The following is a 23895-nucleotide window of genomic DNA, read 5'->3' as shown; positions in this document are numbered from 1 at the left end:
TTGTTCATAACCTTGACAGATAAATTCACATATATGTACGTTTGGCTCAAGCAAGAAATCGGTGCGAGGGGCCAGCCGCTTGAGCTGCGGCGCCGGCGTTACCTCGCGTCAGGGAGAAACGAATGAACAGGAAGCTGGTGTGGGCTCTCGCGGCTCTGGGGCTGCCGATCGTGACCGGCCCGGCTCGGGCGCTGGAGCTGAAGGTCGCCGACTCCTTTCCCGCCGGCCATTACCTCGTCCGCCTGATGCTGAAGCCGTGGATGGACGACGTCACCAAGCGGACCAACGGCGCGGTCACCTTCACCTATTATCCGAACCAGCAGATCGGCAAAGCTGCCGACATGCTACGCCTGACGCAATCCGGCGTCGTCGACATCGGCTACATCGGGCCGTCCTACGTCTCGGATAAGATGCCGCTGTCGGAGGTCGCGCAATTGCCGGGCGCGTTCCAGACGAGCTGCCAGGGCACGCTCGCCTACTGGAAGACCGCGCGCGAAGGCCTGCTCGCCAAGCAGGAATATGCACCCAACAAGATCAAGCTGCTGTTCGAGGTGGTGTTGCCGCCCTATCAGGTGTGGACCGCCAAGGCGAAGGTCGAGACGCCGAAGGACATGCAGGGCCTGAAGCTGCGCACCACCGGCGGCGCGCAGGATCTGACGCTGCGCGCGCTTGGCGCCGTGCCGGTGCGCATGGCCGCGCCCGATGCCTATGAATCGCTGTCGCGCGGCACGATGGACGGCCTTTTGTTCCCGATGGAAAGCGTCGTCGCCTACGGTCTCGACAAGCTCGTCAAGCACGCCACCGAAGGCGTCAGCTTCGGCAGCTTCATCGTCGCCTATTCCATCAACCAGTCAGTCTGGGACAAGCTGCCCGAGGACGTGAAGAAGGCGATGGACCAGGCCTCCGAGGCGATCGAGCCGAAGGCCTGCGCCGACGTCGACAAGGAGCAGGACACGACGAAGCAGCACCTTACCGAGAGCGGCGTCAGCTTTGAGCCGCTGCCGGAGGCAACCCGCGCCGAGATCAAGGACAAGCTCAAGGGCGTCGGCCAGGAATGGGCGTCCGGTCTCGACAGCCGCGGCAAGCAGGCCTCGGCCGCGCTGAAGGAATTCGAGGCTTTACTCGCCGCAGGCAGCACGAAGTAGCGCAGGCAGGGACAAAGGGGACGCCGGACGTGATCGAGAAGCTCGGCAATGCGCTTTCCGCGCTGGAGCGCGCGCTGACGGTGATCGCGGTGGTATTCCTGTTCGTGATCATGGTGCTTGTCGTGACCGACGTGTTCATGCGCTACGTCATGAACCGGCCGTTCTCCTTCACCTACGACCTGATCGGGCTCTATCTCCTCGCCGGTGTGTTCTTCCTCACGCTGTCGGACGGCTTGCGCGAGCATGCCCATGTCGGCGTCGATATTTTGTTGTCGCGTTTCTCGCCGGCGGGACGGCGGCTGTCGGAGATCATCACCGCGCTGGCGGGTTTGTTCGTCTTCGTCCTAATTTGCAAGGTCGGCTTCGAGCGGGCCCTTGAGAATTACGAGCAGCATGACGTGCTCGCGGGCGCTATTCCCTGGCCGACCTGGATCTCGGCAGCGCTGGTGCCGTTCGGCTGCGGCGTGCTGGTGCTGCGACTGATGCTGCAGCTCATCGGCAATGTGCTGAGCCTCATCAGCGGGCGCGACCTCTATCCTTTGCCACCGGTGACCGGGATCGGCGAAGCGAGATCCTTCGAGTAGCGGCAGCGTCCATGACACCTCTCATCGTTCTCGGACTTCTGTTCTGCCTGCTCGCGCTCGGCACGCCCGTCGGCTTTGCAATGGCCTTTTCCGGTTCGGTGGGGCTCGTGATGGTCGGCGGCTTTGCGACGCTGTCGGGCATCCTGCAAACGGCACCGCTCTCGACCGTCTCGTCCTACGAGCTGATCACCATCCCGATGTTCCTGCTGATGGCCGATCTCGTGCTGCTGTCGGGCGTCGCGGACGATCTGTTCAAGACGGCCTCGGCCTGGGTCGGCCGCATCCCCGGCGGGCTCGGCATGGCAACGGCGCTCGCGGGCGCCGGCTTCGGCGCGATCTGCGGCACGTCGACAGCATCCGCCGCGACGCTGTCCTCGACCAGCCTGCCGGCGATGATCCGCCAGGGCTATGAGCCGAAGATGGCGGCAGGCGTGGTCGCGATCTCCGGTACCCTATCCATGCTGCTGCCGACCAGCGTCGCACTCGTGATCTTCGGCCTGCTTGCGGAAGTGAACATCGGCAAGCTGCTGATCAGCGGCATCATTCCGGCGATCCTCGTCACCATCACCATCATGGCCACGATCTATTTTCTGGTCTGGCAGGACCCGTCGCGCGCGCCGGGCGCAAAATCGGTGCCGTGGCGCGACAAGTTCGCTCTGCTCTGGCAGGTCTCGCCGATGGTGGTGCTGTTCTCGATCGTGACCGGCACGATCTATCTCGGCGTCGCGACGCCGACGGAAGCCTCGGCCTTCGGTGCATTCGGTGCCTTCCTGCTTGCGATCGTCAAGGGCAAGATCTCGCCGTACTCGCTCTACAGGACGCTGCTGCGGGCCTGTCATGGCACCTGCATGATCATCATGATCCTGGTGGGCGCCTCGATCTTCGGCTACTTCTTCACGTTGACACATGTGACGCAGGACCTCGTCGCCTGGATCGGCTCGCTGCCGACTTCGCGTTGGGTGATCATCACGCTGATCCTCTGCGGCTATATCGTGCTCGGCTCCTTCATGGACCAGATCGCGATCTTGGTACTGACGGTGCCGATCGTACTGCCGCTGATCAAAACGCTCGGCTTCGATCCGATCTGGTTCGGCGTCATCAAGATCGTCACCGCCGAGGTCGGCATGATCACCCCGCCGGTCGGGCTCAATTGCTTCATCGTCGCCCGCTACGCCAAGCGGCCGGTGGCGGAGGTGTTCCACGGCACCTTCCCGCATTTCATCGCGCACCTGGTCGCGATCGCGATCCTGGTGGCGTTCCCGAGTATCATCCTCTGGCTGCCCTCGCAGATGGGGCGCTAAGCTTACGAGCCTCCGGCAAAGGAGACCATCATGGATTTCGCGCTCAGTGATCAGCAGGAAGCCATCCGCGACGCCATCGCAAAGATCTGCGAAGGCTTTGACGACGCCTACTGGCTGAACAAGGACCGTGAGGGCGGCTTCCCGCACGATTTCCACAAGGCGCTGGCCGACGCCGGCTGGCTCGGCATCTGCGTTCCGGAGGAGTATGGCGGCTCCGGGCTCGGTATCACCGAGGCCGCGATCATGATGCGAACCATCGCGGAATCCGGCGCCGGCATGTCCGGCGCCTCCGCCGTGCATATCAACGTGTTCGGCCTCAATCCCGTTGTCGTGTTCGGCACTGAAGAGCAGCGCAAGCGCATGCTGCCACCGATGGTGGAGGGTCGCGAGAAGGCCTGTTTCGCGGTAACCGAGCCCAACACTGGCCTCAATACCACGCAGCTCAAGACGCGCGCGGTCGCCAAGAATGACCGCTACATCGTCAACGGCCAGAAGGTCTGGATCTCGACCGCGCAGGTCGCGCACAAGATCCTGCTGCTCGCGCGCACGACGCCCCTTGAGGACGTGCGCTCGCCCACTCATGGCCTCAGTCTGTTCTACACGGATTTCGACCGCAAGCGGATCAAGGTCCACGAGATCGAGAAGATGGGCCGCAAGATCGTCGATTCCAACGAGCTCTTCTTCGAGGATTTCGAGATCCCGATGGAGGATCGGATCGGCGAGGAGGGCCGTGGCTTCGAGTACATTCTCGAAGGCATGAATCCCGAACGTATCCTCATTGCGGCCGAAGCGGTGGGCCTCGGAAAGCTCGCGCTGTCGCGCGCCACCGAATATGCCAAGACGCGTGTCGTGTTCAACCGCCCGATCGGCAAGAACCAGGGCATCCAGCATCCGCTCGCGGTGAACTGGGTCGAGCTCGAAGCCGCCTGGCTGATGGTGATGTCGGCCGCCTGGCAATATGACAAGGGCATGCCGTGCGGCGCCGCCGCCAATGCCGCAAAATATCTCGCGGGCGAGGCCGGCTTTTCGGCGTGCGAGCAGGCCGTGATGACGCATGGCGGCTTCGGCTATGCCAAGGAGTTTCACGTCGAGCGCTATTTGCGCGAGATCCTGATCCCGCGGATTGCGCCGGTCAGCCCGCAGCTCGCGCTCAGCTTCATCGCGGAGAAAGTGCTCGGCCTCGCCAAGTCGTACTAAGCCGTGTCCGGAAATGCGCCAACGATCGACTTCACCGGCCTGATCCAGGACGGCGATCTCGTGGTGTGCGGGCAGGCGACGGCCGAGCCGCGCACGCTCACCGAAGCGCTCGTGGCACAGGCGGATCATCTTCCGCCGTTGCGTCTTCTGGTTGGCCCGCTCTTCTCCGAGACGTTTTCGTCCGAATGCGCGGCGAACATCTCTTTTCTCAGCTATGGCGTGATCGGCAACGCCCGACGCCTCGCCAGGGCCGGCCGGCTTGCCGTGATCCCGAGCAACTACAGCGCCTTCTGCGCTGATTTCGCTGCAGGACGGCACCGGGCGGACGTCGTGCTGGTGCAGCTCGCGCAAGCGAGCGACGGCAGGCTCAGCGCCAGCCTTTCGAACGACTATGTGATCGATGCCGCGCGCCGCGCACGGCTGGTCGTTGCGGAAATCAATCCGGATGCGCCCTGGACCCATGGCGCCGAATGGCCGGATGACGTGCCGATCCATCTGAGAATTGTTGCCCACCATTCGCCTGTTGAATTGCCGTCAGCGCCCCCTGATGATGTGTCGCGCCGCATCGCCGCGCATGCGGCAGGCCTGATCGCCGACGGCAGCACCTTGCAGTTCGGGGTCGGCAGGATTCCGGACGCGATCCTGTCCTCGCTCTCGCATGCACGCGACCTCGGCATTCATTCCGGCCTTATCAACGACGCTGTCGTCGACCTGATCGAGTGCGGCACCGTCACCAACGCGCGCAAGGGGCTGGATGTGGGCATCACCGTCACCAATCAGGTGATCGGCACGCCGCGGCTCTATCGCTTCGTGCATGAGAACAGGGCGGTTGCGGTGCGCCCGGCCTGCTACACGCATAACCAGGGCGTGCTGGCGCAGATTAGCCAGCTGGTCGCGATCAATTCCGCGCTTCAGGTCGGTCTCGACGGCTCGGTCAATTCCGAGAGCTTGAACGGCGTGGCTGTCGGCGCCATCGGCGGGCAGCTCGACTTCGTGCGTGGCGCCAACGCTTCGCCCGGCGGCAGGGCCATCATTGCGCTACCCGCAACCGCCTCGGATGGAACGAGCCGCATCGTGCCCGATGTGGAGACCGTGACGACGCCGCGCGCCGACGTCGACGCCATCGTGACCGAGTGGGGCGTGGCGGAGCTGCGCGGCTGCGATCTTGCCGAACGCGCGCGCCGCCTGATCGCGATCGCGGCGCCGGAGCATCGCGATGCATTGTCCGCGGAGCCGATGAAGCGAGGCCGTTAGCCTCAGTTCATCTGCGCAAAGCTCGGCTTGCTTTCGGTGCTCTCGATGATCCCCGGCAGCTCGGTCGCTTCATTCGCGATCATGCCGGCCATCCGCCAGAAAAGGTGCGCGAGCCGGGTGAAGGTCTGCCGCTCGCGTTCGATCAACGACGCATCTTCCGGAACGGTCAGGGTTTCAAGTCCGACCACGCGGCGGGTGTCCGGCCAGATCGTCATCGATTGCGCGATCGCCGAGAAGCACCGCGGATCATCGCCGTCGTCGGGCGCGGTCGGCAGACCCGGATATTGAACGGGCGCGACATAGAATTTGTTGGCGCCGCACCCGAGCTGGAGCAGGAATTTCTCCGATATCGCGGTGTCGTTGGCAAACGATACGAGCCGCGCATCGCGTAAGGTTTCGGGTGCGATCGCGAGCAGATCGCGCGCCGATAGCGCCGAGCAGAAGGAGAGGCTTGGGTTGTGCTCGCGGAGCAGCGCGGCAAGCGGTAGCTGCTGTTGGCCGGTTTGTGTGAGCAGGATGATGGTCTTCAGCATCGGAGTAGCTCTCGTCAGGGGATCAGGTGGCAGCGCGTGGCTTGCGCCGCGGCGCTGGCGAAGAAGTCGCCGCTAATCTTCTGACCCGGCGCGATCTCGACGACGCGATAGCGCGCGAGGCGCGCAGCTTCCCGTGCCGTGTTGACGTCGTCCCGCCAGCCGCAGAGCGACAGCTCGAACCGTCCATAGCCGCCGCAGTCGCGGGCAAAGGCGCCGGTCACCGCCTCGACGGTAGCGGCGATCGCGCGCGCCTCATTGGCCTCGACATCGCGCAGAATCACGGCCACGCCGTTGTCGGCTGCAGCCTGAGAGGTCATGACCATGAAGGCGTCGCGCGCGCCGGTCCGGCCGGCGCGGCGGGCCGCGCGCACGAGGGATGCGAAGCTGGGATCAGGCCCGAGCTCGGTCGTGGTCGTCGGCTGCGCATGGATGATGGTCGCGCGGCTCGCGGCGAGGTCACCCGTCAGCGCATGATAGGAGCGGGGGAGCCAAACCGTGTCGAGCGGGCCATGCGAGGAGGCGTGGCTCCAGGCCTGGTCGAGCAGATAGCCTTCCCAGATCGTGGGATGGGAGGCGGCAAGGTGGTGCCAGGCTTGCAGCAATTGCTCCGCTCGGGCCGTGCGACCGAGATAGAGAGTTTGAGCCGACATCTCCCAGCGGTTCCACTTGTGGAGAGCGACGTCGCAGCCGAGCGAGGACGGCAGCAGGGGCGCCTCGCGCAGCACCGCGCCCGCTTCGATAAACAGCAGCGGTTCGCGGTAGCGGCTCCACATTCGCGCGATGAACTCGGCCTTCTCGAAACAAAGCACCTCTTCGCCGAACTCGGCTGCGATCGGCTCGATATGGCTGTCGAGCTCGAAGGCCTCGAGCGAGCGCTGCAAGGCACGGATCGCATCGGGGTCGGTGCCGTAAGGGTAGTAGGAGATGACGCGCGGCCGCACCGTGCATTCATCCGCGGCCGCGAGAAACCGCGACCAGCCGATCCCGCCCCACCACATTTCATGCGGACCCTCGGCGCTCGGGCCGACGGTGCCGAACTCGGTCAGCTTTGACTTGAGGAAGTCGAAGCCCGGATTCTCGCTGAGCGGGATGACGACCGCGCAACCCGGAGTCAGGGCGCGGTAGAACAGCTCGGCCGCGGCGCCGCTCGGCGGCTCGGTCAGAATGACCACCCCGCCGCCGCGGCGGCCTTCATGCGCCATCTGCACCGTCGGGGCGCCGTGACGGCCGACCAGCCAGCCGAGGCGATGACGCTGTGCGTCGCCGAGCCGGATGCCGGCCGCGCGCAAAACGCCGTCAAGATCTGTCTGCGTTCCGTCCGTCAACTCCGTGCCCCCTCATTTCGTATCGGCCTTGGGCTTCAACGGGCGAGGGGGCCCGATCAGGCGCATTATTCGAGCGCGGTGGCGAGGATGCGGGCGTGACTGAGCGAGGTGAGCGCGATCGAATAGACCGCGACGTCCCCCGCCATCGGCCCGACCGGGATCAAGAGGCAGCCATCGTCGTTCTCGGCGCAGTAATAGGAGCCGTTTCGCTGGAGCCCGGCATGTACCAGGCTGTCGGCGGAGATCCCCGTCACCTCCTGGCTTTCGGCCGCATCGCGAACGCTGTCGCCGCTCTGGACGGTCACGCCGTGAAGGAGTCCCTCGCGGGCCAGCCTTGCCAGCGGGACGGCAATCGTCGCGACCGCCATCGCCCGCGATAGCGGGATGCGCAGGCGCAGCTCGCCAAGTCCGGTGCGCTGGACGGTCACCGTTTCCATCGAGGCACTGCCGTCGGTCCGGAACAGGCCGATCTGTAGTGCACTGCAGGAGGCTTCCTCGAACACATCGGCCGGCAGGCGATTCGCGCCGAACAGGGTGTAGAGATAGGAATAGGACGGCGACAGGCCGGCAAAGCTGGCGGCCAGCCACATTGGCGGCGCTGCCGAGGTGCAGGCGGCGGAAAGGCCGCGGGCGGTGAGCTGGTTACGGACGAACCCGCCATCGAGCAGCGGCGCCAGCGCATGGGTGCCCAGATTGACGTCGTGCTTCAATCCGCCGAGCAGCGCGATCTCGTCGTCGTCCGGCAGTAGCAACAGGCGCGCCAGCGTCGCCGCACTCCAGCTCGCGGCGACATCGAGCGCAGCATAAGGCAGCAGGTCATATTCGGAGGCGATCCTGTCCGCGCTCGCCGCGAAGGCCAGCGCGCCCGACTGGATCTCGGCGGCCAGCGCGATCTGTTCGGTCGGACGCGGATTGATCTCGCGCAGGACCGCCTCGTCTTGATAGTCGCGTACCGAGCCTTCGGCCGAGCAGCAGATCTGCTCGAGCAGCGCGACATTGCGGATCAGCATGCGCTTGACATGGGGCGTCACCACGAGATCCGAGACGAAGCCTTCCGCGGTGTCGCTCTCGGCGATCTCGTCGAAGGCGTCATCGAGCGAGATCAGGTAGGTGCCGTGCAGGCGGATACTGATGCCTTCCTGGTCGAAGATGCGGCGCAGTGCCTTCTGCACGCTGCCGGAATAGCCGAGATCGGCGAGCACGAGGTCGGTGCAATCGTCGAATCCGGGGATGGTGTGGCGGAGATAAGCGAGCAGGCGGGCGCGCAAGCCGGCGGCAAGCTCAGTGATCTCGCCGGCGTCCATCAGGTCCGGCAGCGCTTCGGCAAGCTCGTCGCCGGGCGCGATCCCGTCCGGATATTTCGCGAAGAAGGCGGCGACCTTCGGCGGCAGGATCTTGATCATGTCGCGCAGTGTCGGCGCGTCGATCTTCATGACCTTGCCGAGGAGGTCGCAGAGCGGCTCCATTGAATCGGCCGAACCGATCAGGCTGACGCGGCGATTGATCTCGATATAGGCCGACATTGCGCCGTGGCGTTCCCGCCAGATCCGGTGGGACAAGAATCCGTCGCGGCCGAGGAAGCCGAGCGCCACGCGTCGGCCGGGCAGCGCCAGCGCCTCGTAGCGCGCCGCGACGAAAGCATCGAACGCGGTCATCACCGGACCGAGCACGGTCAGGCCCAACTGGAACGCCGGTGATTTCTCTGCGCTCCGCGCTGCCACCATTCTCCGCAGCGTGCGCGCGCCGTGGTCGAGCCGCGATGGCTTGCCCTGGCACAGCAAGTCGAACATCGCGGTCTCGCGCTGGAGCTTCGAGGCTAGCTGCGCCGAGGCTTGCGGATAGTAGCGGGGACGGATGCCGTGGCGCCGCGCGCCCCTTATGTCGGCGCTCTCGTTGTCGCCGACGTGAAAGGACGCGGCTGGATCGACGCCCTGATCAGTGATGTATCTGGCAAACAAAGACTCGCTCTTGCTGCTGCCGTGATCGCAGGACGCGTAGAGGAAGTCCCAGGTGAGGTCGGGACTGCAGGCGCGCAGCAGGCGGGCGAGCTGCGCGGAATCCCAATAGGTGTCCGAGATGAATCCGGTGCGATGACCGGCCCGTTTCATGTCGATATATTGCTGAAGCATTTCCGGATTGACGCGACAAAGCTCGAGCTCGGCGGCGAACTCAGCCTCGACAAGACCATCGCGATTGCGGCGATCGAGCCCGAACAGCTTGAACGGAAAATAGGAATAGACCTCGGCGATGTGCACCTCGCTCGCGCCACGTTTGTCCTTCGCGGTTCGTCGTGCGCGCGATTCGGCCTGGATGCGATGCTGAACGAAACTGGCGGAAACGTTCGGACATATTCTTGAAATGCCGGAGAGCTCGTAAGTCCTTTCAAATACGCCATCTGGCGTCGTGCAGGCGCGCATCAGAAACGTATCGAAAACATCGAACGACCAAGCAGAAACAATTCTCGTCCGACGTTTCGCGTCGGCCGTCGCGATCTTCATGCTGCAATTCCCCGCCAATCGAACCGATTAACGCTGCTGTGTTGCAAGTCAGGCGCGCTCGCGACGAAAAAAGTTCGCGCGCGATTCAAAACCGCGCATGTCGCGACTGACAGATTCAAAAAATCCGCTAGGTTCGAAAAAGGTGATTCGGCAAAAATTGCCGAGTGAGAAAATTGTCTCGCGTTCATTCACACTTGGACACAATCGATCGCCGCCTGCCTCGCGCGCAGAGCGCGTGTTCGTTTTAGTGCCGTGTATCTCCTCGAGTTTTTGAAGCTGCATCTGTTCGGGATGAATGATCCGCAAATGACGCGAGACGATGTCGATGATTGCTGGACAGTAGCGCGCGTTACGCGCAACGTCGGCAATTGTTGCCGGTCACTCGGCAAAAGATTCCGGATAAGATCTTGAAAAATAACAAAAATTCTCCGCCTGGATTGGTTCGTCTCCGCGTTCAACGCCTGGAAGCCGTGTGGAATATGCGCCGCCGGCATTGCGGGTTGGAGATTGCGGGATGAGTTACGCGCTTGATGTCTGGGCGCCCGCCGAGGCCGAAGTCACGACGACGGTACCGGTCGACGAGACCTTGCCGGTAATGCCGTCGGCGCCGCTCGCGCCGGATACCGTGCCGGCCGCAGCGATCGTCCTCGATGAAGACAGCGAGCTGCTCGATCGCCTCGCAACCGGTGACGAAGCGGCGTTCCGCATGCTGGTCGAACGTCACATCGACCGCGCCTATGCGATCGCGCTGCGCATCGTCGGCAACGCGGCGGATGCCGAGGACGTGGTGCAGGACACCATGCTCAAGATCTGGAGCCATCGCGGACGCTGGCAGCATGGCCGCGCCAAGTTCTCGACCTGGCTCTATCGCGTCATCTCCAATCGTTGCATCGACCTGCGCCGCAAGCCGCGCACGGAGAACGTCGACACGGTGCCGGAAGTCGCCGATGGTCAGCCGGATGCGGCCGACATCATCGAGCGCAACGAGCTGAACGACATGCTGGAGGTCGCGATGCAGCGGCTGCCCGAGCAGCAGCGCATCGCGGTGATCCTGTCGTATCATGAGAACATGAGCAACGGCGAGATCGCCCAGGTGATGGACACCACGGTCGCCGCGGTGGAGTCGCTTCTCAAGCGCGGCCGCCAGCAGCTCCGTCAGCTGCTGCGGCGGCACGAGCGCGACATCCGCACCGCGTTTACCGATTGCTAACCATAAAATCCTGCATCCGAAATTTTTTTCGCCTGATCTCCTTGCGCTCCGCCGTTTGAGCGAACGGACGGGGCTGCGCCCGCGTCGTCGTCAGTCGCTTAATCACGATGCGGCACGTCATGCCCATCAGCACAGGAGCCTGCAATGCCCGCGATTTCCACCAATACCGCTGCGAACGCCGCAGTCCGCTACCTCAACATCAACTCCTCGCAAGAGACCAGCGCGCTCTCGAAACTGTCTAGCGGCTCGCGCATCACATCGGCCTCCGACGACGCCGCCGGTCTTGCGATTTCGACCCGCATCTCCTCGGACGTCACCACGCTGCAGCAGGCTGCGACCAACGCCTCGCAGGCGACCGCGATCCTCCAGACCGCCGACGGCGGCGCCTCGAACATCTCCGACATTCTCGCCCGCATGAAGTCGCTGGCCTCCGAGTCGGCCTCGGGCACCACGACCGACTCCAGCCGCGCCTACATCCAATCGGAATTCTCGCAGCTCACGAGCGAAATCGATTCGATCTCGACCGGCACCCGTTATTCCAGCCAGAGCCTGCTCGACGGCACCAGCGTGTTTTCGTCGGGCGTCTCGGTCCTGGTCGGCTCGTCCGGATCGGACACCATCACCATCACGCTGGCGAGTCTCACGGCGTCCTCGCTCGCCGTCTCCTCGCTCGACGTCAGCACCCAGTCGGGCGCGACCTCGGCGTTGACGGCGCTCGACACCGCGATCGACACGGTCTCGGCCGCCCGCGCCTCGATCGGTGCGCAGGAATCGCGCTTCAACTTCTCCTCGGATTCGATCTCGACCCAGACCCAGAATCTCGAATCCGCGAACTCGGCGATCAAGGACGTGGATATCGCGGCTGAGCAGGCCACGCTGTCCTCGGCCGAGGTGAAGACCCAGGCCGCGGTCTCGGCCGAATCCGCCGCGAACCAGATGCCGCAGTACCTGCTCAAGCTGCTCGGCTAACGATCGTCTTTCCGGGCCGGCATGAGGCCGGCCCGGCTCTTCCTGCGATAGGTCGGGCATATCAGTGACCAGTGTCAGTTCAAGCACCAGCAGCACGTCGACGAGCTCGACGACGTCGAGCGCTTCATCGGTGACAACGACCGGTACGACCACGTCGACCAGCCTCGACTGGAGCGCGCTGATCACGGCTGCGGTGAATGCCAAGCTCACTGCCGCGACCACGATCTCGACCACGATCACCAACAACGAGGCCAAGGTCTCGGCCTACCAGACCCTTCAGACGGATCTGAAGACGCTCTATTCCGGGCTCGCTTCGCTTGCGACGTCCGTCGTGAACTCGCTGGCGACCAACGTGTTTGCAACGCGCTCGGCGACCATCAGCTCCACCGGCGACGTCAGCGCGTCATCCGCGCTCTCCATGAGCGTCAGCAACGGTGCGGCGACCGGTGACCATACGCTGACGATCAGCCAGATCGCGACCGCGCAAAAGGTGGTCGGCACCGCGCAGTCGAGCCAGACGGACGCGCTTGGCTATTCCGGAACGTTCTCGCTCGGGCTCGGCAGCGGCAGCACCGCCGACGTCACAGTCACCAGCACGATGTCGCTCCAGGACATCGTCGATGCCATCAACGCCCAGACCTCGACGACCAATGTCCAGGCCTCGATCGTCCAGGTATCCAGCGGCTCCTACGAGATGGTGCTGACGGGAACCGAGGACGCGGAAGATATCAGCTATTCCAGCAGCTCCGGTGACGACATCCTGAACGAGTTGGGGGTGACCGACAGCTCGGGATCGTTCTCAGACGTGCTTCAGACCGCGCAGGCGGCCGAGTTCACGCTCGACGGCATCTCGATGACCCGGGATACCAATGACATCACCGATGTGCTGACCGGCGTCACCTTCAACCTGCTACAGGCCACGCCGAGCGGGGCGACGCTGAACATCAGCATCGAGACCGACACCAGCCAGATCGAATCGGCGCTCGAGACCTTCGTCACGAACTACAACGCCTATCGCGATGCTGTCATCGCGCAGCAGGCGACGAACTCGGACGGCACTGCCTCGTCCAGCGCCGTGCTATTCGGCGACGGCACCATGCGCGACATCACGAGCCAGCTCGAATCCGCGCTCAACAGCACGGTGGGCGGGTTGACGATGGCCGACCTCGGCCTGTCGTTCAACGATTCGAACGAGCTCGAGCTCGACACGTCGACGCTCTCGGAGATCCTGAGCACGAACCTCAGCGGCGTGACCACGCTGCTGTCGGCGCAGACCACGACCTCGTCGAGCCAGCTCAGCGTCGTCAATACCGGAACCTCGCCCCAATCCGTCACGCTGGACCTGACGGTGGATTCCTCAGGAAATCTCTCCTCGGCCTCGGTCGGCGGGGACTCCTCGCTGTTCACCGTCAGCGGCACCACCATCATCGGCAATGCCGGCACGGCCTATGCCGGCATGGCCTTCACCTATTCGGGGACGACCTCGCAATCGATCACGGTGACGTCGACGTCGGGGATCGCCACGCAGCTCTACCAGATCGCCAAGAATGCGTCGTCCAGCACCGGCTCGCTGCAGACGCTGATCACCAACCTGGAAACGCGCGACGACGACCTGCAGCAGAAGGTCGACGATATCCAAAGTGCCGCGTCGGCCTATCAGACGCAGCTGGAAGCGCAATATGCGAAGTACCAGGCCGCGATCGAGAGCGCGAACAACACGCTGACCTATCTCAAGGCTTTGCTCAACTCCAGCTCGAGTAGTTAATGATGCATAATCCGATGGCGTACATGGCCAATCAGGCCTATCGGGGTGCGGCCACCACCGTGCCGCCGCTCAAGGCAGTGTCGATGCTGCTTGGCGGCGCGACTACGTTTCTTCAGAAGGCGCTGGCTTCGCAGGAGGCGCGGCGCTTCGAGGAGGGGCACGAGTATCTGATGAAGGCGACCGCGATCCTGCGCGGGCTCAGTCACAATCTCGATTTCACCAAGGGTGGGGCGGTGGCCGAGCGGCTCTACCAGACCTACAATGCGATGATCCTGGCGAGCCTGCGCGCCTATGGCCGGCCGCACGCACGCGAGAGCTATCGGCGGATCATCGCAGGGCTCACCGAGCTGCGCGAGGCCTGGGAATTCGTCGATGCGACCGTGCGGACGGCCAAGCCCGGGACGGGCGATTCGGCGCAGAAGCGCTGAGGCCTTCGGGCCGGTTTCCGCTTGGAACGGCCGGGTTCCGGCGTCTCGTATTTCTCCGCTCGGGAGGACGGCGGTTTCGGCGGTTGTTCCGCGCGGCATGGCCGTTCCTTGTCGCGTCCGGACAGGCGAATTCGGTTTCCGGCGCCTCTGCAATGCTTTATGACAGGCCCGGGGGTGCGGGACCCGGGCGATGGATATCACCGAGTTTGAGGATCTGATCGATCGGTTGGGCGAGGACTTGTCCCTCTGGCCCGAGGACCGTCGTTCGTCCGCCGAAGAGCTGCTTGGTCATTCCGCCGATGCCCGCGCCCTTCTCGAATCGGCGCACGCGCTCCGCAATGCGCTGGCCACTCCTCCTGTGCGGGCGCCTGCCGGACTTGCCGATCGCATCGTCGCCGCCGCCAAGCGCAGGGCCGATCCCGCCGAGCCCCACGCCGAGGGCGAGACGGCGGGGAACTGAGGCTCTTCTCCAACTCACTTCCAACGGCGTCAACGTCGAACCGGACGCTCGATGCTTCTTACCTTGCCCCGCTTGCGGGGAGAGGTCGGAATGCGCGCGTAGCGCGGATTCCGGATGAGGGGGAGCCTCCGCGAGTCGATCTGTCACCGTGATTGTGGAAACGCCGCTCACCCCAACCCTCTCAGCGCGAGCGTAGCTCGTCGCGGTCCCGTAAGAACGGGCGAGGGAGCGCACCACCGTGGCCGCGACAGCGCGATTCTTCTCTCTGCTCTCTCTTCTCCTTTCTCGCGCGCACACGGCAGATTTTGCCGCTTCGGAAAGCGCATCGTAGCGCGCGAATCCCCGCCTGAATTCACGCGCCCACGCGTTTCATCAGCACACAGATTTCAAGCGCAACCGAACGCGTTCGTTAGCCGCGCGTTGCACATGAACCGGGGTTTTCGATGACCGTTGCCGCGACGACGTCCACTTCGACAGCAACGACGACGACATCGTCGTCGAGTTCCTCATCCACCTCATCGCTGACGTCGAACGAGTTTCTCAGCTTGCTCGTCAGCGAGCTGCAGAACCAGGATCCGCTGAACGCAACCTCGACGACGGACTTCATCAACCAGCTCACCTCCTACGCCAATTTCAGCCAGCAGCAGTCGATCAACACCAATCTCAGCGCGCTCGCGAGCTCGTTCTCGAGCCTCGTGACGCTGAACTCGGTCAACTATATCGGCCACACGGTAGAGGCGAAGACCGACACCGCGACGCTGACCAACGGCTCGGCGACGTTCGGCTACTCGCTGTCTTCGGCGGCTTCGAACGTGTCTATCACCGTCAAGGATTCGTCCGGCAACACGGTGTGGACAGGAACCGGCACCGGCAATTCCGGCTCCAACACCTTCACCTGGGACGGCAAGGATTCCAGCGGCAACCAGCTCACCGACGGCGGCCAGTACACGATCTCGGTGACCGCAACGGATTCCGCCGGCAACTCGGTCCTCAACTACACGACGGTCACTGGCACGGTGACCGGCATCGACACCTCGACCTCGACGCCATCGCTCACGGTGAACGGCGTCTCGGTCAGCGCCGCCAACATCATCGGCGTCACGTCCTGATTTTTTCGGAGTTCGATCATGAGCCTCAGCGGCGCACTTTCCTCGGCAATCTCGGCGCTCAGCGCGCAGAGCCAGTCCTTGTCGATGATCAGCGACAACATCGCCAATTCCGACACGACCGGCTACAAGACGACGTCTGCGATGTTCGATGACCTCGTCACCGCATCGAGCAACGCAACCTCCTATGCCTCGGGTGGCGTCACGGTGTCCGGCCGGGCCAATATCACCCAACAGGGCCTGCTGGCTGCGACGTCCAACGCGACTGACGTCGCGATCCAGGGCTCGGGCTTCTTCGTGGCGACCAACGCGACGTCCGGCGGAACCGTGTCCTACACCCGCAACGGCGCTTTCACCATCGACAACGCAGGCTACCTCGAGAACAACGGCTACTATCTCGAAGGCTGGCGTACCGACGCCGACGGCAACGTGACGGGCAATGAATCGGCGAGCAATCTCGAGGCCATCAACACCCAGGTGGCATCGACCAGCGGCAGCGCGACCACCAAGACGACGATCGCGGCGAACCTTCCGTCGGATGCCGCCACGGGCGACACCTATACCAGCTCGATGACGGTCTACGATTCGCTCGGCGCGGCGAACTCGATCCAGATTACCTGGACCAAGACCGCCACCAACACCTGGAGCGCGAGCTTTGCCAATCCGACCTCGTCGTCGGACACCTCGACCACGACCGGCACGACCAGCGGCACGGTGGCGATCACCTTCAACAGCGACGGCTCACTGGCAAGCACCAGCCCGAGCCCGGCGACGATTTCGGTGACGGGCTGGACCGACGGCGCGGCCGACAGCACCATCACGCTGGATATGGGCACCGCAGGCGGCACCGACGGCCTGACGCAATATGCGTCAGGTGAAACCACGCCGTCCGTCAACGTCACCAGCATCACCTCCGACGGCCTGTCCTACGGAACGCTGTCGAGCATTGCCATCGGCAAGAATGGCGTGGTCGATGCCACCTATTCCAACGGCAAGACGATCGCGATCTACAAGATCGCGGTGGCGACCTTTGCCGATCCCAACGGTCTTTCCGCCAGCAGTGACCAGATGTATTCGGCGACCGTCACGTCGGGAGATCCGACGCTGCAGGCCTCCGGCGAGAATGGTGCGGGCACGGTCTATGGCAGCGAGCTGGAATCCTCCACCACCGACACCTCGAGCCAGTTCTCCAGCATGATCTCGGCGCAGCAGGCTTACTCCGCCGCCTCACAGGTCATCTCGACCGTCAACAAGATGTACGACACCCTGATCTCGGCGATGAGGTAGGCGATGCGCGGGGAAAGGAGCTATGCCGCGGGAGAGGCGCTGCTGCTGCGACTGCAGCGGTTGATCGCGCGCGCCCGCGCGGCTGGCAGGGAACGCGGAGAATTGCTCGCACTGCTCGACGACATCGAGACGGCGCGCCGCGGCCTGATCCGCGAATCCAAGGCAATCGAAGACGAGACGCGGCAGACGAGCGTGAGAACCACGGCGATCGGCGCCTATTTACGCGGCGCCCAGATAGGCCGCGGCCGGCAGCACAATTGAGACCACGAAAGCAGCGAACATGAAACAGGCTCAAATCACCAGGACCAGCGCCGCCGAGGGCGACGCGCGCATCAAATCCCTGATCGCCCTGATCGACGGCTTGACCGCGCTGGTCGCCGAAGAGAACGCCGAGCTCGCCAAGGGGCTTCCGGCCTCGCGCCTGAAGCAGGTCGACGAGAAGAACCGGCTGGCGGAAATATTCGAAAGGACCGTTGCGGAATGCGCCGCCGGTTCGACCAGCCTGCATGTCCGCGACCGGATCCTGCGCGAACAGCTCATGGAGCGGATCCTGAAGCTGCGCGCGGCGATGGATGAGAACCTGGTGCGCCTGCGCGCGGCGATCGAGGCCAGTAACCGCCGTATCGAGGCGGTGATGCAGGCGATCCGCGAGCAGATCGCCGCGGTGTCGCCCTATGGCGCGTCGGGCCGGCTCGCCGCGCGCGCGGTCTCCAGCGGCACCATTCGTCAGGCCTGAGGGCAGGGAAAGGGCAGCCGCCGTGTCGCTCGATATCGCACGATTGATCGCCTTCAGCGGGCTGTCGGCTACGCAGGTGCAGATCAGCGTGACGTCGTCGAACATCTCGAACGCCGACACGACGGGCTATACCGAGAAGACCGCAAGCCAAGCGAGCAGCGTCACCAATGGCGTCGGCACCGGGGTCACGGTGACGGGCATCACCTCGAACGTCGACAAGCTATTGTTGAAGTCGCTGATCTCTGCGACCTCCGACCTCGGTTCGGCCGACACGACCAACACGTACCGGGCCTCGCTCGAGAAGCTCTACGGCTCGACCAGCAGCTCGGACTCATCGTCGACCGGAACGTCGCTTGCCAATTCGATCGCGTCGCTGGAATCGGCATTGTCGTCGCTGGCCAGCACGCCGAACAGCGCCTCGCTGCAATCCAACGTCATCAGCGCGCTCGACGACGTCGCGAGCCAGTTGCGGGAGACCTCGAGCGGCATCCAGAAACTGCGCTCCAACGCCGACCAGGACATCTCCTCGTCGATCGACGACGTTAACACCGACCTCGAGCAAATCGCCGAGCTCAATGCCGAGATCAAGCAGACCGCGGCGGCCGGCCAGTCGACGGCGGACCTGGAGGACCAGCGCAACACCGCGCTGCAGGACGTCGCCTCCAAGATGAATGTCAGCTACTACACGGCCTCGAACGGTGATCTCCAGATCTACACCACGTCCGGCCAGGCGCTGGTCGACAGCACCGCGCACACGATCAGCTACACGACCGCGGCCAATGTCTCCTCATCGACAATCTACACCGCCGGGTCCTCCTCCAGCGGCTTCAGCGCCATCACGGTGAACGGGGTCGACATCACCTCGCAGATCACCGGTGGCGACATCGGTGCCCTCATCACGCTCCGCGACAAGACCCTGCCGGCGGCGCAGTCCCAGCTCGACCAGCTTGCCCAGCAGCTCGCCTCGGCAATGAACGGCGTCTCCAACAGTGCCTCGTCGGTGCCGCCGCCGACCAGCCTCACCGGCACGACCAGCGTGACGAGCGCGACGGCGCTGTCCGCAACGGGCACGGTGCGCCTTGCCGTCACCGATCAGAGCGGCAACCTCGTTTCCTACAGCGATCTCGACCTTTCATCCTATTCCACAGTCGGTGACCTCGTCTCCGCCATCAACGGCATCTCCGGGCTATCGGCTTCGATCGATTCTAACGGCCACCTGACCATCACGTCGACCGACTCCAGCGATGGCGTCGCGATCAACGAGATGACGAGCTCGGTGGGAAGCGCCAGTGAAGGATTCTCGGAGTATTTTGGTCTCAACGATCTGGTGACCGGCACGAGCGCATCGGATATCGCCGTCAACAGCAGCATTCTCTCCGGCACCAATGAATTGCAGCTCGCGACGCTGGATTCCTCATCCAGCCTGACCGTCGGCAGCCAGGTGCTGACGCCGGGCTCGGCAGCCGTGGTCAACGACTTCTACGACGCGCTGACGGACTCGCGGACATTCGCGTCGGCCGGCGGGCTGGCCGCGACCACCGGCTCGTTCGCCGACTACACCGCGGCGATCGTCTCCGACGTCGCGAGCAAGTCGTCGCAGGCCTCCACCAACTACACCGCCAAGGAGACCGCACAGTCGACCTATGCCAGCTCGCTGTCGTCACAATCGGGCGTCAACCTCGACGAGGAATCGGCGCGCCTGAGCACGCTGCAGAACAAGTATACGGCGGCCTCCGCGCTGATCCAGGCCATAAACACCATGTATTCGGCGCTGCTCAGCGCCGTGCAGTCGTCCTAAGGCGGGAGCGGATCCATGGTCGCGATGAGGGTGGCCACCTTCGCACAGTCGAACACGATGATCGCGGACGCGCTGCGCGTGCAGGCCGTCATGGCCAACGAGCAGATCCAGGAGTCATCGGGCGTCATCTCGAACGATTTCGGCGGCTACGGCTCGACCGCGCAGCACGTGGTCAATCTCCAGGTCTCGGTGACGCGGGCGCAATCCTATATCGACGCTGCGACGCTCGCCGACAGCAAGGTTCAGGTGATGTATTCGGCGGTGGGCTCGATGACCGATATCATCACCCAGCTCCGTTCCCAGCTCAGCGCTGCCTCGACCGGCAGCTCGACGGAGGGCAACTCCGTGATTTCCTCGGCGCAGCAGATGCTCGAGGAGATGGGATCGCTGCTCAACACGCAATATGACGGCCAGTTCGTGTTTGCGGGCGGCAAGACGGAGACGGCGCCGGTCGATCTCACCAGCTTCTCCGCCGGCACGGGATCCACCACGACGGCTGATACCAGCTATTATGTCGGCGACAGCGAGATCGCTTCGGTCCGCGTCGCGACCGACCAGAGCGTGCCCTACGGCGTGACCGCGGACAATTCGGCGTTCGAAGAGGTGATGCGCGTCCTCAAATTCGTCGCCAACAGCTCGTCGCTGTCGTCGTCCGACATCACCAGCGCGCTGGATCTGGCGAGCTCGGCGCTGGACGACACCGCCGCCGTGCAGGCGAAGCTGTCGAGCTCGGCCTCGCAGATCGAGACGGCCAGCGCGCGCCAGAGCGATTACAAGAGCTACGCCGAGACGCTGGGAAGCGATCTCACCAGCGTTGACGTCGCGGCGGTCACGGCGCAGCTATCGACCTATCAATCCCAGCTCACCGCGTCCTATTCGGCGCTCGCAAAAATCCTGAGTATGAATCTTGCGAGCTACCTGAAATAGACCCCGCTATTCCGCGGCGATCCTTTCCATGGCCATGGCGCGCAGCCTAGCGCGCTGGATCTTGACGCCATTGGCGCTGTCGGTGACGGGGAAGGCGTCGATGAAGTAGATGTGTGCGGGGATCTTGTATCCGGCCAGCCGCTCGCGCAGGCGCGCGATCAACGCGGCCTCTCGCGGCGGTTCTCCCGTTGGGATCACGAAGGCGGCGCAGCGGGCCTGTCCCTTGAGATCGACGGCGACGACCTGCGCATCGGAAATGCCGGCGCAGGACTTCAGCTCATCCTCGATCTCGCCGGGCGCGACCAGGAAGCCGCCGAGCCGCATGGCATCGCCCGCCCGCGTCTCGTAGACGAAGGAGCCATCGCCCCGCAGCCGGCCGATGTCTCCGGTGCGGAAGAAGCCGTCGGCCGTGGTCGCCTCGCGCGTCGCTTGCGGATTGTTGAAATAGCCGAGGAAGCGCGAGGGAGCGCTGATCTCGAGCTCGCCGGAGACACCGGGCCCCACCAGCTCGCCGCTGTCCGTATCGCGTATGCGCACGCGGGCGTCCGGCGACATCGGCCAGCCGCCGCCTTCGATGCGGTCGGCAAAAGCGGTACCCCGCCGGCCGATCGAGAACAGGGCCTGCACCTCGCTCGAGCCGTACAGGCCGAACAGCGGCAAGCCCCGCGCCTCGGCCTCAACCGCAAACTCGCGCCAACCCGGCTGGAACGCGGCGAAGCCAAACACTTCGGCGTGTGCGAACGGCCGTGGCGCATCGGTGAACGCCAGGATACGGCGAAACATCTCGTCCGAGCCGAAGGAATGCGTGATCCTGTACTCACTGAAGATTTTGAGCGCCGGCGCGGCCTCGAACGCGTCGAGCACGTGGATGGTGACGCCGGCTGCGAGAAAGGCGAGCAGGGCCGTCATGCCGAAGGTGCCGCAGAAGGGCAGCATCGCGAGCAGCGAATGGCGCTCCGGCGACAGCGCAAGCGCCTCGGCGACCGCGTCCGCATGCGTGGCCAGCGTCGCTTGCGAATGCGCCACCAGCTTCGGCCCCCTTGTGGTGCCAGAGGTGGTGTAGAGCAGCACGGGCAGATCGACGTCGCCGCGTGGTGGCGTAGCCGGATAGGCTCTCTCGAAGGCGTCGAAGCGTACGCAGGGCCATTGTGCGGGAATCGTATCCGCACCGGCCACGGCGAGCTTTTCAAGCGCCGGCACATCGCTCTTGGCGATACCAGCGAGAATCGCGGCAAAGTCGATCGAGCGGAACGCTGCCTCCATGACCAGAAGCTTCGCACCGGAGAGGTGGAGGAGGTGGGCGACTTCCGCGCTGCGGTAGCGCGTGTTGACCGCGGCAATGATTGCGCCAAGTCGGGCGGCGGCCAGCAGCAGCGCGATCCATTCGATGCGGTTGACCAGCCAGACTGCGACTACATCGCCTTTGCCGATACCTTGCGCGGCGAGCCACGCTGCCGTCTGGTCGATCCTGCCTGACAACTCGGGGCGCGAAACGGGCGTGCCGTCAAACACCAGCGCCGGATCGGCGAAGGTCTCGATCCTGATCAGCGATTGCAGCGAGCGATCGTTATGGCGCATGGCTACCCGCAGTAACCCGATCGCGCAAAACTGTCTACTTGGTGCCGAACATCCGGTCGCCGGCATCGCCCAGGCCCGGCACGATATAGCCGTGGTCGTTGAGCCGCTCGTCGACCGCGGCGGTCCAGATCGGCACGTCCGGATGTTCCGTCTGGAACTGCGCAATGCCTTCCGGGGCGGCCAGCAGGCAGACGAAGCGGATGTCGCGGGCGCCGCGCGCTTTCAGCAGGGACGCGCCTGCGCAAGCCGAGTTGCCCGTCGCCAGCATCGGGTCCATCAGGATGACGGTGCGATCGGAAAGATCCTGCGGCGCCTTGAAGTAGTACTCCACGGCCTGCAGGGTCGCGGGATCGCGATAGAGCCCGATATGGGCGATCCGGGCGGAGGGCATCAGTGCCAGCATGCCATCGAGGAAGCCGACGCCGGCGCGCAGGATCGGCGCCAGCGTGAGCTTCTTGCCGGCGATTTTAGGCGCCTGCATCGGCGAAATCGGCGTCTCGATTTCCACAAGCTCCAGCGGCAGGTCGCGCGTCACCTCGTAGCACAAGAGCATCCCGATCTCGTTCAGGATTTCGCGAAAGCTCTTGGTCGAGCGGTCCTTTTCCCGCATCAGCGAGAGCTTGTGCTGGACCAGGGGGTGATCGACGACGTGGACGTTGCTGCTACCCATGGTAACCGCTCTACACGGTTCCCTGAGCTTTCGCCAGATCGGCCGCAGCGTTTTCCCTGCGCATGAGCTGCCTAACCGGCGGGCATCGCGACCTCAGTCCTGGCCCGGTTGCCGGCCTCGTAGGCTAGGCCTAGACGCCCAATCCGCGCGCGATAAGCGTGATCACGAGCGTCAGGATGCCGCCCCAGATCAGGCTCAGCGTCATGGTCAAGATGGTGACCGTGAGCGCGTGCTCGAGATTTGCCTTGGCGGGCTGCATGCTAGTCGCCCGGTGCCGCACCGACGCGCATGCCGATGAGCAGCGTCCCCATCAGCGCGATCATGACGATGATCTTGAGTTCGATCATGTGCGTGCTCTCCCGCAAGGGTTACCTGGTCGTAAGCCGCGCCAGATGGCGCGTCGCGCGGACCATCCACTTTGCGAGTTCTCCAACGAGTGGATTGCCGCGGTTCTCGATATCGAGCTCGAACGTTTCGGACGGAAAGATCAGCGCGCACCGTGCAGGTCGGCTCTGCGCATGGGCGAAATGGACCGCCGAGCTCTTGAACAGGAAGAGCCCGCCAAGGCGGCCCTGCGCTTCACGCGCAACCCATAGGCCGGCCTTGTTGCGACCGATGAAGAAAGCCGGAATGGCGGCGCTGACGATTTCAGGATCGAGCGGTTGAAGATTGGGGTGCACGACCACGGCTGTATCCGCCTTCTCCCACCTCCGGCGGCGCGGACGGGTCGGACCGGCGTCGTTGAAGGTGATTGCGGCCATGGCAGCCTCCTCGAGAAATTCGCTCGCCGTATCGTGCGCCGGGAGGCCATAGGAATGCGAGAGGACCAAGGGCGGCATCGCATAGGATGGACATAAAGGCGGTTCCCGCGGCGCGATCTGCCGCCGGGCCGATCAGTAGTGGAATCCCGACATATAGATCACGGTCTTCAAGGCGACCAGCGCGGTCAGCACGCTTCCCATCGACAGGAGCGCCAGCGTGCGCAAGCAGACGCGCCGGATGGTCGCGGCGTGGGCGTTCGAGATCCAGGCTTCGGGAGCGCTCTTCCTTCCAGGTGGATGAAAGGGCTGTTCGAGGCGATGCGTGAGCATCGACATGATGAAATCCTCTTGTTGTGATGGGTA

The 23895-nt window shown here is 64.2% G+C and carries 24 protein-coding genes; 16 read left to right on the top strand and 8 right to left on the bottom strand.

Annotated features, from left to right (window positions below; all coding sequences use genetic code 11):
- Positions 1-122: 122 nt before the first annotated feature.
- Genes dctP through YUU_RS0124060 form a run of 5 tightly spaced genes read left to right on the top strand, consistent with a single transcriptional unit; the run spans position 123 to position 5481 of the window.
- The gene (gene dctP, locus YUU_RS0124080; protein WP_027524702.1) at positions 123-1145 is read left to right on the top strand and encodes a TRAP transporter substrate-binding protein DctP; all 1023 of its coding nucleotides are present in this window, start codon (positions 123-125) and stop codon (positions 1143-1145) included.
- Between the two features lie 29 nt (positions 1146-1174).
- Positions 1175-1729: a TRAP transporter small permease gene (locus YUU_RS0124075; RefSeq protein ID WP_027524701.1), complete on the top strand. Its 555-nt coding sequence runs from the start codon at positions 1175-1177 to the stop codon at positions 1727-1729.
- A gap of 11 nt (positions 1730-1740) precedes the next feature.
- Positions 1741-3030, top strand: a complete 1290-nt coding sequence (locus tag YUU_RS0124070) for a TRAP transporter large permease (protein WP_027524700.1) — start codon at positions 1741-1743, stop codon at positions 3028-3030.
- Positions 3031-3060: 30 nt separating this feature from the next.
- Entirely contained in the window at positions 3061-4227 is a 1167-nt protein-coding gene (locus tag YUU_RS0124065) for an acyl-CoA dehydrogenase family protein (RefSeq protein WP_027524699.1), read from the top strand.
- A gap of 3 nt (positions 4228-4230) precedes the next feature.
- The gene (locus YUU_RS0124060; protein WP_027524698.1) at positions 4231-5481 is read left to right on the top strand and encodes an acetyl-CoA hydrolase/transferase family protein; all 1251 of its coding nucleotides are present in this window, start codon (positions 4231-4233) and stop codon (positions 5479-5481) included.
- Between the two features lie 2 nt (positions 5482-5483).
- Here the strand turns inward: YUU_RS0124060 and YUU_RS0124055 are convergent, their stop codons facing one another.
- The 3 genes from YUU_RS0124055 to YUU_RS51540 form a co-directional block, all read right to left on the bottom strand.
- Complete coding sequence (locus YUU_RS0124055; RefSeq protein ID WP_027524697.1) at positions 5484-6014, bottom strand: hypothetical protein; 531 nt, start codon at positions 6012-6014, stop codon at positions 5484-5486.
- Between the two features lie 14 nt (positions 6015-6028).
- Positions 6029-7339 carry a hypothetical protein gene (locus YUU_RS0124050; protein WP_027524696.1) on the bottom strand — a complete coding sequence of 437 codons (1311 nt, stop codon included), beginning with the start codon at positions 7337-7339 and terminating at the stop codon, positions 6029-6031.
- Between the two features lie 65 nt (positions 7340-7404).
- The gene (locus YUU_RS51540) at positions 7405-9837 is read right to left on the bottom strand and encodes a hypothetical protein (protein ID WP_035663180.1); all 2433 of its coding nucleotides are present in this window, start codon (positions 9835-9837) and stop codon (positions 7405-7407) included.
- Between the two features lie 514 nt (positions 9838-10351).
- Between YUU_RS51540 and YUU_RS0124040 the strand changes: the two genes are divergently transcribed.
- The 11 genes from YUU_RS0124040 to YUU_RS0123985 all read left to right on the top strand — a co-directional run bounded on the left by YUU_RS0124040 (position 10352) and on the right by YUU_RS0123985 (position 20523).
- Positions 10352-11047 carry an RNA polymerase sigma factor gene (locus YUU_RS0124040; RefSeq protein WP_027524695.1) on the top strand — a complete coding sequence of 232 codons (696 nt, stop codon included), beginning with the start codon at positions 10352-10354 and terminating at the stop codon, positions 11045-11047.
- 144 nt (positions 11048-11191) lie between these two features.
- A complete protein-coding gene (locus tag YUU_RS0124030) occupies positions 11192-12016 on the top strand; it encodes a flagellin (protein ID WP_027524694.1) in 825 nt (274 codons plus the stop codon).
- A gap of 64 nt (positions 12017-12080) precedes the next feature.
- A complete protein-coding gene (gene fliD, locus YUU_RS0124025; RefSeq protein WP_027524693.1) occupies positions 12081-13781 on the top strand; it encodes a flagellar filament capping protein FliD in 1701 nt (566 codons plus the stop codon).
- Positions 13781-14209 (top strand): flagellar export chaperone FliS, encoded by a 429-nt coding sequence (gene fliS / locus YUU_RS0124020; RefSeq protein ID WP_027524692.1) that lies wholly within the window; start codon positions 13781-13783, stop codon positions 14207-14209. The genes fliD and fliS overlap by 1 nt, the downstream gene beginning before the upstream one ends.
- Positions 14210-14399: 190 nt before the next feature.
- Positions 14400-14669, top strand: coding sequence for a hypothetical protein (locus YUU_RS0124015; RefSeq protein ID WP_027524691.1), 270 nt, complete (start codon positions 14400-14402; stop codon positions 14667-14669).
- A 443-nt stretch (positions 14670-15112) separates the two neighbouring features.
- On the top strand, positions 15113-15778 hold the full coding sequence (locus YUU_RS0124010; protein WP_027524690.1) for a flagellar hook assembly protein FlgD: 666 nt from the start codon (positions 15113-15115) through the stop codon (positions 15776-15778).
- Positions 15779-15796: 18 nt separating this feature from the next.
- Positions 15797-17062 (top strand): flagellar hook protein FlgE, encoded by a 1266-nt coding sequence (gene flgE, locus YUU_RS0124005; RefSeq protein ID WP_027524689.1) that lies wholly within the window; start codon positions 15797-15799, stop codon positions 17060-17062.
- Between the two features lie 3 nt (positions 17063-17065).
- Entirely contained in the window at positions 17066-17323 is a 258-nt protein-coding gene (locus tag YUU_RS0124000) for a hypothetical protein (protein WP_027524688.1), read from the top strand.
- A 19-nt stretch (positions 17324-17342) separates the two neighbouring features.
- On the top strand, positions 17343-17798 hold the full coding sequence (locus YUU_RS0123995) for a hypothetical protein (protein ID WP_027524687.1): 456 nt from the start codon (positions 17343-17345) through the stop codon (positions 17796-17798).
- Positions 17799-17820: 22 nt separating this feature from the next.
- Positions 17821-19596 (top strand): flagellar hook-associated protein FlgK, encoded by a 1776-nt coding sequence (flgK, locus tag YUU_RS0123990; protein WP_027524686.1) that lies wholly within the window; start codon positions 17821-17823, stop codon positions 19594-19596.
- Between the two features lie 15 nt (positions 19597-19611).
- A complete protein-coding gene (locus YUU_RS0123985) occupies positions 19612-20523 on the top strand; it encodes a flagellin (RefSeq protein ID WP_027524685.1) in 912 nt (303 codons plus the stop codon).
- 6 nt (positions 20524-20529) lie between these two features.
- Here YUU_RS0123985 and YUU_RS0123980 read toward each other — a convergent pair whose 3' ends face one another.
- The 5 genes from YUU_RS0123980 to YUU_RS0123955 all read right to left on the bottom strand — a co-directional run bounded on the left by YUU_RS0123980 (position 20530) and on the right by YUU_RS0123955 (position 23868).
- Positions 20530-22101 (bottom strand): AMP-binding protein, encoded by a 1572-nt coding sequence (locus tag YUU_RS0123980; protein ID WP_027524684.1) that lies wholly within the window; start codon positions 22099-22101, stop codon positions 20530-20532.
- 34 nt (positions 22102-22135) lie between these two features.
- Positions 22136-22771, bottom strand: a complete 636-nt coding sequence (gene upp, locus YUU_RS0123975; RefSeq protein ID WP_027524683.1) for a uracil phosphoribosyltransferase — start codon at positions 22769-22771, stop codon at positions 22136-22138.
- Positions 22772-22901: 130 nt separating this feature from the next.
- The gene (locus YUU_RS62380; protein WP_256375295.1) at positions 22902-23030 is read right to left on the bottom strand and encodes a hypothetical protein; all 129 of its coding nucleotides are present in this window, start codon (positions 23028-23030) and stop codon (positions 22902-22904) included.
- A 109-nt stretch (positions 23031-23139) separates the two neighbouring features.
- Complete coding sequence (locus YUU_RS0123960; protein ID WP_027524682.1) at positions 23140-23532, bottom strand: hypothetical protein; 393 nt, start codon at positions 23530-23532, stop codon at positions 23140-23142.
- 132 nt (positions 23533-23664) lie between these two features.
- Positions 23665-23868 (bottom strand): hypothetical protein, encoded by a 204-nt coding sequence (locus YUU_RS0123955; protein WP_027524681.1) that lies wholly within the window; start codon positions 23866-23868, stop codon positions 23665-23667.
- Positions 23869-23895 lie beyond the last annotated feature (27 nt).

The sequence above is a fragment of the Bradyrhizobium sp. Ec3.3 genome, from assembly GCF_000472925.1.
GTDB lineage: Bacteria > Pseudomonadota > Alphaproteobacteria > Rhizobiales > Xanthobacteraceae > Bradyrhizobium.
The sequence above is the reverse complement of the archived record's forward strand: the minus strand, read 5'-3'. Positions and strand labels throughout refer to the sequence as shown.